General features: G+C 44.4%; 7 protein-coding genes. 2 read left to right on the top strand and 5 right to left on the bottom strand.

What is annotated here, in order from left to right; genetic code table 11:
* Nucleotides 1-721: WecB/TagA/CpsF family glycosyltransferase (locus F6J99_RS33750; RefSeq protein ID WP_293119638.1), on the top strand; the 721-nt coding region annotated here is incomplete at its 5' end.
* Between the two features lie 191 nt (nucleotides 722-912).
* Here the strand turns inward: F6J99_RS33750 and F6J99_RS33745 are convergent.
* Nucleotides 913-1,050, bottom strand: a complete 138-nt coding sequence (locus tag F6J99_RS33745) for a hypothetical protein (RefSeq protein ID WP_293119636.1) — start codon at nucleotides 1,048-1,050, stop codon at nucleotides 913-915.
* On the opposite strand from F6J99_RS33745, the gene ftsE reads away from it, so the two are divergent.
* The gene (gene ftsE, locus F6J99_RS33740; RefSeq protein WP_293119634.1) at nucleotides 1,044-1,682 is read left to right on the top strand and encodes a cell division ATP-binding protein FtsE; all 639 of its coding nucleotides are present in this window, start codon (nucleotides 1,044-1,046) and stop codon (nucleotides 1,680-1,682) included. The two genes, F6J99_RS33745 and ftsE, sit on opposite strands and share 7 nt — an antisense overlap.
* 220 nt (nucleotides 1,683-1,902) lie before the next feature.
* On the opposite strand, the gene F6J99_RS33735 is transcribed toward ftsE, so the two are convergent.
* The 4 genes from F6J99_RS33735 to F6J99_RS33720 form a co-directional block, all read right to left on the bottom strand.
* The gene (locus F6J99_RS33735; RefSeq protein ID WP_293119632.1) at nucleotides 1,903-7,143 is read right to left on the bottom strand and encodes a PAS domain S-box protein; all 5,241 of its coding nucleotides are present in this window, start codon (nucleotides 7,141-7,143) and stop codon (nucleotides 1,903-1,905) included.
* A gap of 659 nt (nucleotides 7,144-7,802) precedes the next feature.
* Nucleotides 7,803-8,621 carry an aminotransferase class IV gene (locus F6J99_RS33730; RefSeq protein ID WP_293119630.1) on the bottom strand — a complete coding sequence of 273 codons (819 nt, stop codon included), beginning with the start codon at nucleotides 8,619-8,621 and terminating at the stop codon, nucleotides 7,803-7,805.
* Nucleotides 8,622-8,651: 30 nt separating this feature from the next.
* On the bottom strand, nucleotides 8,652-8,906 hold the full coding sequence (nrtS, locus tag F6J99_RS33725; protein ID WP_293119628.1) for a nitrate/nitrite transporter NrtS: 255 nt from the start codon (nucleotides 8,904-8,906) through the stop codon (nucleotides 8,652-8,654).
* A gap of 151 nt (nucleotides 8,907-9,057) precedes the next feature.
* Complete coding sequence (locus F6J99_RS33720) at nucleotides 9,058-10,416, bottom strand: chloride channel protein (protein WP_293119626.1); 1,359 nt, start codon at nucleotides 10,414-10,416, stop codon at nucleotides 9,058-9,060.
* Nucleotides 10,417-10,763: the final 347 nt, after the last annotated feature.

Here is a 10,763-nt window from a genome sequence, read left to right as displayed (position 1 = left end):
TTACAGTCAATTCTTAGACGATCGTCTCACTAAAGGTCTAGGTAGTCATGTAGTAACTCTAAATGCCGAAATGGCAATCCAGGGAGAGCGGAACCCTGAGCTAGCTGCCGTTATCAAGCAGGCAGAACTGGTGATTCCTGATGGGGCAGGTATTATATTTTACTTACGACTCCACGGTAAAAAAAAGCAGCGCTGTCCAGGCATTGAACTAGCTCAGTCTTTACTGGTCAAGGCTGGACAATACGGAGAATCTTGCCCAGTGTTCTTCTATGGGGCAGCCCCTCATGTAGTCCAAAAAACAGCTAGGGTTTGGCAGAAGAGAGTTCCAAATCTAGCGATCGCTGGAATTAGTCATGGCTACCTCAGTGCAGAAGCAGAGGAAGAATTAAAGCTGACCTTAAAACAACAGCAGCCCAAAATCATATTAGTTGGCTTAGGTGTACCACGTCAAGAATTTTGGATTGCCCAGAATCGCCACCTGTGTCCCCAATCCATTTGGATTGGTGTTGGTGGTAGCTTTGATATCTGGTCAGGGGCTAAAACCCGTGCGCCAGCCTGGTTCCGGAACAATAATCTTGAATGGTTATATCGGTTGTATCAAGAACCCCACCGTTGGCGGCGAATGATGGTTTTGCCTCAGTTTGCTCTCAAAGCCTTAGGTCAAAGAATGATGGTTCTGCCTCAGTTTGCTCTCAAAGCCTTAGGTCAAAGAATGGCATAACCTAATCCCTCATCGATAGACCTGAATCAATACACCTGGCAACATTAGTATTGTCGAGTATTATCTTGATGCGATTGGCCTTTGGCCACGCTACGCGAACGCAAATTGTTTAGTATTGTCTTGATGCGATTAGCCTTTGGCCAATCGCTCGTTGGGGAGCGGCTGTTGGCTAAGGCTTCCGGGAGCACCTTCTAAGCCCCGTGGAATACCAGTCGCTCATCTGACTCCCCATCTCCCCATCTCCCCATCTCCCCATCTCCCCATCTCCCCTCTCTTTCCCTAATTCCCAATGACCCAGAAAGCGATAATCCAATTACAAGGAGTGACAACAACCTATCCCAACAACCGAGGTTTGTTTAACGTCAATCTAGAAGTCAAGTCAGGGGACTTTTTATTTATCACAGGGCCTTCTGGTGCTGGTAAATCCACATTGCTAAAATTACTCTATGGTGAACAGCGTCCCACCGAAGGGAAAGTATTTGTCGATCAAATCAATGTTGGGCAATTACGAGGCGATCGCTTGTCATTCCTACGCCGTCGCCTGGGGATTGTTTTTCAGGACTACAAACTAATTCCCAAGCGAACTGTGTCAGAGAATATCGCTTTTGTTCTGTGGGCACAGAGTTTCACTCGCAAAGAAATTAAGCGACGCCTAACACCAACCCTTAAATTAGTCGGTTTGCAACACAAAGCCAACTCTTTTCCAGAGGAACTTTCAGGAGGGGAACAACAACGGGTAAGCCTGGCTCGTGCCATTGTTAGTACACCGCCGTTGATATTAGCTGATGAGCCAACAGGTAACCTCGATCCCGACAATTCCTGGCAGGTATTAAACATTCTCAGGAAACTCAATCACCTAGGCACTACAGTTATTGTCACAACTCATGATGAAAACTTAGTCAGAATCTCCAATCAGCCAGTAGTACAGCTGCGAGAAGGTCGTTTATATTCGCCTTTTTAGAAGCCAATAGCGTTGATCGCCCTTATTATTTACAGTATTTTTTTAAACTGATTCTCTTTAAAAAAAACTTTTTGTTTATTATTGCCTTTTGCCTTTTGCCTTTTGCCTTTTGCCTTCAAAAACTAAGGAATGTTCCTCACAATTTGCTGATAATTGCTATAGTTTACGATTAGGATTTGTTTGCTGGTTGCCCTAACCATACCCAAATCATAGATTAAAATCATACATTATGGGTGAGCACTGGGCTCAAGGATTGTTGTTGAATTTTCTTAGCACTCTCGGTCAGTCCTGCTCTGACTTTTTGGTATTCAGACTCAAGCAGCGGAAAAATTTCGGCTGCTCCAGTGATGGTTTTGGACCTCCCCAGACTTTCCAAGTCCTGACACAGTTTGGAGAGATTTATCCCCCCTAGGGTAGCGCTACTAGACTTTAATGTGTGAGCCGCAATTTCCATGGCTTTTGGATCTTCTTCAATAATTGCTTGAGCCATGTTTTTTACTAACCTCGGAGTATCTTTTAAGTAAATTTCAATCAAACTAACCAAACATTCCGCCCCCCCTTCTCCGATACTGTCGATCAAGGATTGTAAAACCGAAAAGTCAACAGCTGGATCAGCTAGTACTTGGTTGGGAGGTTGACGATGATGCGGACATTCACTCAAGGCACGGACTAACTCTGGCACCTGGATCGGCTTGCTAATGTAATCATCCATTCCTGCACTCAGGCACATTTCTCGATCCCCTTCCATGGCATTAGCAGTCATGGCAATAATCCAGGGGCGTGAATGATCTGGCCATTGTTCACAAATGCTTTGCGTCGCAGTTAAGCCATCCATTTCCGGCATTTGGACATCCATCAAAACCAGGTCATAGGGCTGACGACTCAGAGCTTGGAGTACTTCTAATCCATTCCCCGCCACATCAGCCCGGTACCCCATCCGTTTCAACAATTGCAGGGCTAACTGCTGGTTAACGATATTATCTTCAGCCAACAAAATCCGCAAAGGATGCTTTTGCGCCATTTCGGTGTCAAGTTTTAGGTGTTGAGCAGGTGTTCGCTTAATCTTGATCGGCTGTCCGCTCATCACCTGGGTCAAAACATCGTGAAGCTGAGATTGCTTAATAGGCTTGTTTAAGACAGCTGCAATATCTAGCTGACTCTGATGATGCTTTGTATCTGATTGACTCATTGAGCTGAGCATTACCAAGGGCAATCCTTGACTCTCAGACTGCTGGCGGATTTTGGTTGCTAGGGTAAAACCATCCATCTCAGGCATCAACCCATCCAGAATGGCAATGTCAAATTTATCCCCCTGACTGAGCCAATCGAGAGCTTCTCTACCTGATGCTGCTGTCTGGGTAAACATACCCCAAGACTTGGCTTGCTCGGAGATAATCGTGCGGTTGGTCGCACTATCATCCACAATCAGCAGCCGCTTTCCTTCTAACAATGGCTGAGATACTGGCAGGTTAGGTTCCTCGAGCGGATCAGGCTGTTTAGCCAATACAGTGAAATAAAATTTAGACCCTTGACCAACTTGACTCTCTACCCAAATCTTGCCACCCATCATGGTGGTGAGCCGTTGACAAATGGCCAAACCAAGACCTGTGCCTCCATATTGGCGAGATGTGGAGGAATCCACCTGAGAAAAAGACTGGAACAGGCGGTCGATCCGATCCTCAGGAATGCCGATGCCAGTATCCTTGACCACAAATTGGATTTCGTAGATTAAAGATTGGGTGGAAGCAGGACAAAATCTGGTGGTGTTAGGGTTGCGGGAGGAAATCTGGGGGTGAGGCGGTGAAAATACTCTCGTGTTGTCTCTCGTGTTGTTCTGTGTTCCGTTAGCTCCCCTGACCCCGTTGATATACCCCGTCTGGTCAAATCCTCCTTGTAGAGTGTAGTCCTTTCCATTGGGTAAAGTAGGGAAACTCAAAGAGTAGTGTTTTCCGTAGTCAGGACCAGACGCCAACGGGTAGGAGTAGTTAGCAGTATTGGTTTGTTCTTTTTCTTTGCCATCAACCCATTCCCCTGTGCTCACTTCTCGGGCGGTTACAGAAAGTAATACTTCCCCGATATCGGTGAATTTAATCGCATTCCCCAACAAATTAACTAGAATTTGGCGCAGCCGAGTCACATCTCCCACAATCATGGGTGGAGTGTTGGGATGGAATAGATAGGCTAACTCCAATTTTTTCTCAGCTGCTTTTGCTGCCAACAAGTCTAAGGATTCCTCAATGCAAGTGATCAGATTAAACGGTTGTTCTTCTAACTCCAGCTTTCCAGACTCAATTTTGGAAAAATCCAAAATATCATTAATGATGGTGAGTAAACTATCCCCACTATTGCGGATCGTTTCCACAAAGTTTCGTTGCTGGGGCGTTAGGTCTGTATCCAGTAGCAAACCCGTCATGCCAATCACGGCATTCATAGGAGTCCGGATTTCATGGCTCATGGTTGCCAGAAATTCGCTTTTTGCCTGAGTGGCCGCTTCGGCAGTTCTTCTAGCTTGCTCTAAGGCGAAATTTTTCTCAGTCAATTGCTCTCGTTGGCGGGTTTCTTGCTCAAGCAGGTGAGCCTGAGCAATAGCAATCCCTACTTGGTCAGCGACGGCTTCGAGTAACTCGATTTCATCGAGACTCCACTGACGAAATTCATCACACTGATGTATTCCAATCACACCATTCGGTTCCCCCTGATAAGAAGTACGAATTACCAACATGGATTTGACTCCAATTTGCCAACATATTGGGAGCATTGGTTTGACAAGGGGGTCTTCGTAAACATTAGGGGAACTGATGGCTCGGTCTTGGACTAACAACTGCTCTAAATAAGGATTCCCCAGAATCGGAATTTCTAAATCCAGTATGGATAGATAACCCTTTTCTAAATACTCAGCCACTGTAGGAATGCGAGGATAGGGTTGAGAAACATAGGTATGAATGGTGCAACGGTTGACCTGAAAAACTTGACCAATTTGTGTGGCAGTGGTCTGAAAAATTTGTTTAGTGTTTAAACTTTGGCGGATTTCTTGGGTCACCTGTTTAAGTAGCATCACACGAGTCAGTTGCTGGTGTAATGCCTCCTCAGCTTGCTTGCGCTCAGATATATCAATCGATACGCTTAATACCGCTGGCATGTGGGAAATTGCTAAGGAGAAGGGAATTTTGGTAGTTTGGATTATACGCTTTTCTCCATCGGGATAAATGATCGTCTCTTCTCGAAGGTGTGTCGGTTCTCCACTATCCAATACCTGCAAATCCGCCTCTGTAAACTGGAATGATTTTAGGAAAGATTGAGGAAAATCTTCATCCCGATGGTATAGTAACTCATCTACTGTCGTACCATAAGCTTCCGCAACTGCTTTGTTAGCTAGAAGAAACTCTCCATCTCGGTTCTTGGCGTAAATGAAATGAGGCACTAAATCAATAACTTGACGCAGTTGTTTCTCACTTTCTTTCAGATGTGACTCGCTTAATTTACGATTTGTAATATCTCGAATAGTGCCAGAAGTCCCTGTGATAGTACTGTCAGGATCTAGGGTTAATTGCGCATGAATCTCCAGCCAGCCCGAGCCGCCATCTTTGGTAAGGTACCTTAGTTCCTGCTGATAATACTCCTGTTTGTGGGTAATTAGGGATTGAAACAATTCAATATTAGTTTGACGGTCATCAGCATGGAGATAATCAATAAAGTTAGTACCGATGCTATCTGCTATAGAAAAGCCCGTCATTTCTGTCCAAGTTGGATTGAGAAAAGTCAACACCCCAACCCCATCGGTTTGGAAAATCACCTCTTGCACATTTTCCACCACTGACCGATACTGCTCCTCTCTCTCCAGCAAGGCCAGTTCAACTCGCTTGCGTTCGGTAATGTCTTCCACAGAGCCTTCGTAGTAGAGCAAATTTCCATTAGTGTCTCGGACAGGGCGCACATTTTCCAAAATCGAGATTACACTACCATCTTTGCGATAAGCCTGAGCCTCAATGGATGATACAGCGCCATTTTCCGCGATTCTGTCAGTAAACTCGTTACGACCCTCAGTGTCCACATAAATTTGTTTTGAAACGTTCGTAATCGACTCTACTAGTTCTTCTGGGGAAGAATAGCCATAGATCCGTGCTAAGGCTGGATTGGCACTGATAAAGCGCCCATCGGGTGTAATCTGATAGATGCCCTCTACTGAATTCTCAAAGATGCTGCGGTAATTCGCTTCAGCTTGCTGCAGTGCTTCCTCGGCTCGCTTACGATTGGTGATATCACTAAAGGTACAAATGACTTGCTCTACTAACCCATCCACCCCCACCTGGGGATCGGCATTCACTAGTAACCATACCCAATCTTTAGTCGCTTGATTGTGGACACCCATAACCACATTTCTTACCAGTTTACGGGTGGTAATTGCCTGTTGGATAGGACGACTTTCAGTGGGGAATGGAGTGGTGTCTTCGTGAATGATAGTCCAATCTGAACCAAAAGGACTTTTATCCAACAATTCACTTTCGGTGAAGCCCAGTATATCCAGAGCCGCCTGATTAAAGAGCATGAATTCGGTTTTTGCCTCGAATAGCAACACCCCTACCTGCATTTCTCGAATCACTGTCCGGAATAGCCTTTCGCTTTCTTGCAATGCTTCTTGTCTAAGAGCTTGCAGTGCTTTACTCGTTTTCTGCTCGTAATTTGAGGCAAGTAAGGTGAGGCTGAAGATGATTAGGTTAGTTATCCCTATGGTGCTTGTTACTACCGAAGTATTTAATGTCGGAGAAAACCCAGTGTCTAATGGTGGAGTAACGGGGAACTTGGCTGCCATCATGGTTGTATAGTGTACAGAGGTAATGGCTAATCCCAGGATCACTGCCCAGCAAACCTTCCACCCATGAAGGATTTTTCCGGTTCCTACCCCCACATCAAAGGATAGCCACAAGATGAAAAACGATGTCAAGCTGGCTATAACAACGGATAGGGCAACAAAAAAGAGGTTGTAGTGAATCAGCCCTGGTATTCTCATGGCAGCGATCAGCAGGTAGGGTATGGATGCGATCGCTAATCCCATTACCACACTGCCCACCATTAACTGTCTGAAGTTGGTGATGCGCCTGACACTATAGAGTACGGCACCAGAGATTAGCACTGCTACCCAGTAAGAAAGCAGTACCATTGGCGTATCATAAGTGATAGGGGTGGGGAACCGGAATGCTAGCATTCCCAAAAAGTGTATTGACCAGATCCCAATTCCCATGATCATTGCCCCACCAATCAGCCAACCTTTACGGTTAGTCTTTTGTGAGGTTTTTACTTGTCCAGCTATAATCAGCACCGTATAGGTCACAATCGAGGCGATAGCAATGGATAGAACAACTAACTGTAGGTCATAGATACCACTCATTGCTCTATCTGTATCGCTAATTGGGACAGTTTCTATGAGAAAATTGAGCCAGACAAAAACCATTGAGTAGGGCATACCGAGATCTTATCTCCCAGACCCTCTAGGGGTCTTGTTGATATATTTAGACGCGAAAATTGTCTTGTAATTCTGAATAGATGTCTTGACTTTACACAATTTTGATGAATTAATTTACCGTAGAAATACGGATTTTTAGTATAGCTATATCCTGAAATTTACCGAATCTAATCTATTAGTTGAATCAGAAAGCACCAAATTGAAAACTTGGGAATTGTAATTGCATAGATTTTTTTAGCTACCAAATAATTATCAACAGAGGGAAAGATAAGTAGATTTATCTATAGCTAATTAAATTTTTGATAAAAATAATTGGGTGTGTACCGTAAAAACAACTTCTATTTTCAACGTCTCAAGCTTAGACTAAAAGTAAGCAGTCAGCTAATGCGCTACTTGAGATGCTACTTGAGGTGCATTGAGCTGTCAGCTAATGTAAGGCAACCCCTGAGCAATAAACAGAGTAGGAAGTTTTTCGGAAATTAACAGTTAATAGCTAATACTTAAAAGTTCATCTAAAAAAAATTAACCTGGTAAGGTACATTTTATTGGTTTTAGGGAGCAGGGAGCAGGGAGCAGGGAGCAGGGAGCAGGGAGCAGGGAGCAGGGAGAAGTAAAGTAATAAGAGCTAAGAGGTTAAAAATTATGTGTACCTCATTATGCTAAAAACGAAGAGTGTTAACCTGACGTAAGTCTTGTAAAACTGGGTGTAGTGGGTCATAAACTCGTTCAGAATTTTCTTGAATCACCCGGTGAATGGGAACAACCTCCACCACGCAGTTAGTGTATGCGATCGCATCCAACTGTCTTACCAACTCGGGTGACCAAGGTTCCTGACAAACTCTCTGATTTTGGCAAGTCAGCCACTCAATTAAATGCGATCGCATCACACCTGGTAAAATTCCAGCTTCCACTGGTGGTGTCCACCACTGACCATCTCCCCATCCCCATAAGTTACCTGTGCTAGTTTCCAGCCAATTCCCGTGATTATCTACCAGAATCCCTTCGAGTGCTCCCATATTTTGCGCCATTTGCTTCGCCAGCCATGGAGATAGGTAATTCCCGGTCTTGTGAGTAGGTAAGCAGCGATGAAATTTTACGGAGGGGGACTCGGCTACCCAAGCAGTGATACCCTGTTCTTGCCACTGGGCTAAATGTGCTGGCAGAGGACGACCCATAATCAATTCTCGTCCATCGGGGAATAAAGTAATTCTCAGCACTGGGTAAAGGGTGATCAGTGATTGTGCTCCTTGGCGCAATTGCTCCCAATCCGGCTGTTGCCAACCAAATGCTTGTAGACTCGATTGGAGGCGATGGCAATGATTAGTCCAATGGGTTAGTGGGTGATCTAATGACTGATGGTAAACTCGTAGGGTGGTAAAAACTGTAGCGCCATATATAAATCCTGGCTCATCAATGGTCAGGCTCAGGGAGTTGCCCTCAATTAGCTGACCATTGTACCAGAAGCAGGGTTTTGACATCGCTCTTATCGTGATTAACCAGAATTGCGATTAGAGTCTGCTTTTCCTCTTCGAGCCCAATGCCAGAGAACGGATGGTGTACTGACCATGAATGTTGATCAAGTAGGGAACTATATAGGTTAAACCCCCTGAAATCCATCGCTGTCTAGTCATCTGCCCTTGTAGGAGAGCAGAACCATGATTGATCACAAACAGAACTGAGCCAACCACCAAAGCCACCCTCAGCGCAGTTGGCATAAATTCGAGATCAACAACACTTAGACAGAACTCTTTTAGAGGTTTCACGCTTTACCTATCCAAGAAGCTGTTAACCATCTAATTTTACATAACTGATGAGGGTTGGCGGTTGGCTGTTAATTACGAAATTAGCTAAGGTCTCAACAAAAAAACTGATTTTGACTGACTCAATCCTTTACTAAGTTAGACTTAAGTCTTCTTAAGCCATTACTGGGATAGCCTCCTGACTACGCGATCGCTGAGTTTTCAGCAAAGAAATATTAGTAGTCAACAAGAAACTGGCAAAGCTAGCAATAGCAATAATTGGAAGAATAGAGGTATCAGACAGAACGCTAAGAATAACCGTGCTACTGACCGGTGTTTTGGTGACCGCCACATTTACCGCTGCCATCAGGCAAAGCATAGCAATGGTGGGGTGAATTCCGGGTAAGGCGATGGAGATAGCTAAACCCAGATTGGCACCGATGAAAAATAGAGGAAAGATAAATCCGCCTCTAAACCCACCGTGGAGGGTAAAGCTGATCGCAAACATTTTTGCCAAGGCAATCCCTAGTAACATGGTTACCCCCAAAGTGGGACCTTGTTCAATCACTGTTTCAATTTGCTCCTCACTAAAAAATAGGGTTTGGGGAAAGAAGACAGCAATCAACCCGATCGATAATCCGCCTAGTGTAGCTAGCAAAATGTGGCGATGTTCAATAGATTTAATCCAAGACTTGGTAAAGCGAAAGATATAGATAAACACGATAGCAGCTAATCCACCAGCAACCCCAAGTAATGCACCCTCAATTAAATTTAGCCAGGACAGAGCAGGTAATGTATCAAAAAGGTTAAAGCGGTAAATTCCTCCCACATCTAACCCAGTACCAAAGCGGAAAACAGAGAAGCTAAAAATTGACGCGACAATGGCTGGTACGATGGCTTCATAGTATTCCACACTCCGGCGGTGGGGAATTTCTAGGGCAAACAATGCCCCCCCGATCGGCGCACCAAAAAAGGCACCAAGAGCAGCACTCATCCCGCAGAAGGTCAATATCCGGATATGGCTGATTGCTAGTTTAAGCTTCACTCCTACCCAGCTACCTAAGCTACCATTAATCTGTACCAATGGTGCTTCTGGTCCTGCACTCCCGCCAGCGGTGATGGAAATTAGAGAGGTCACAATCATGCCAGGAGTTTGACGAGGCTCCATCCTGCCTGGATCGTGAACTTTTTCAATCACCAACGCCATTTCACCGGGTAACCCCAAGAAGTAGAGGGATAAGCCCACGAAAAATCCACCAATGGTAGTGGCAATCCACACATAATTCCAAGAGGGTAGCCAACTTGGGAAATAGGGTTCTAGAAATTCGGGTAACCAATGCCAAACAAAATGCAAACACTGTTCTAGGACAAAATAGTAACTAGTTGCTACTAATCCGCCAGCAATGCCAATCCCTGTAGCGCAGAGGATTAGATTTATATAAGTTAGCTTGACGGGTTTATTGTCCCTATCTGATTTTTCCGTCTGATTAGCCCTTTGATTTACTGATGATACTTCAGCCGTCTCTGATGTCATTGTTCTCATGACCCAGTTGTATTTTACGAAAATTGGTTATTTTTTCATGATGGAGAACAATAACTTAAATAGATAGAGTCACTATGTATGGGCTACATAAAATTAAATGGCTTTTTACATAAAAAATTATTTTATGTGGATTTTGCATGAATTTAAAATATTTTTTGCATAAAGTAGTTTTCATAACCTTTAAAACTGACTTATCATTAACAATGGAAACCCTAAATGAATAAGGGGTGATCGGTTAGGGGAATTTTGCCCTCGTCTAGTCTGATGGTTCAATACCTAACATTGATTGAGGTAAGCCTGACAAGAGTTTGCCTGAGTCGCGGGTGTTGCTACAGACA

This window comes from Moorena sp. SIO4G3, from assembly GCF_010692305.1.
GTDB lineage: Bacteria > Cyanobacteriota > Cyanobacteriia > Cyanobacteriales > Coleofasciculaceae > Moorena > Moorena producens_A.
Note: the sequence above shows the minus strand (reverse complement) of the source record. Positions and strands in the feature narration are given on the sequence as shown.

Bases quoted from the DNA above. Each gene is read 5' to 3' on its own strand.
- F6J99_RS33735 (WP_293119632.1), bottom strand. From the start codon at position 7,143: ATGCCCTACTCAATGGTTTTTGTCTGGCTCAATTTTCTCATAGAAACT.
- F6J99_RS33730 (WP_293119630.1), bottom strand. From the start codon at position 8,621: ATGTCAAAACCCTGCTTCTGGTACAATGGTCAGCTAATTGAGGGCAAC.
- F6J99_RS33720 (WP_293119626.1), bottom strand. From the start codon at position 10,416: ATGACATCAGAGACGGCTGAAGTATCATCAGTAAATCAAAGGGCTAAT.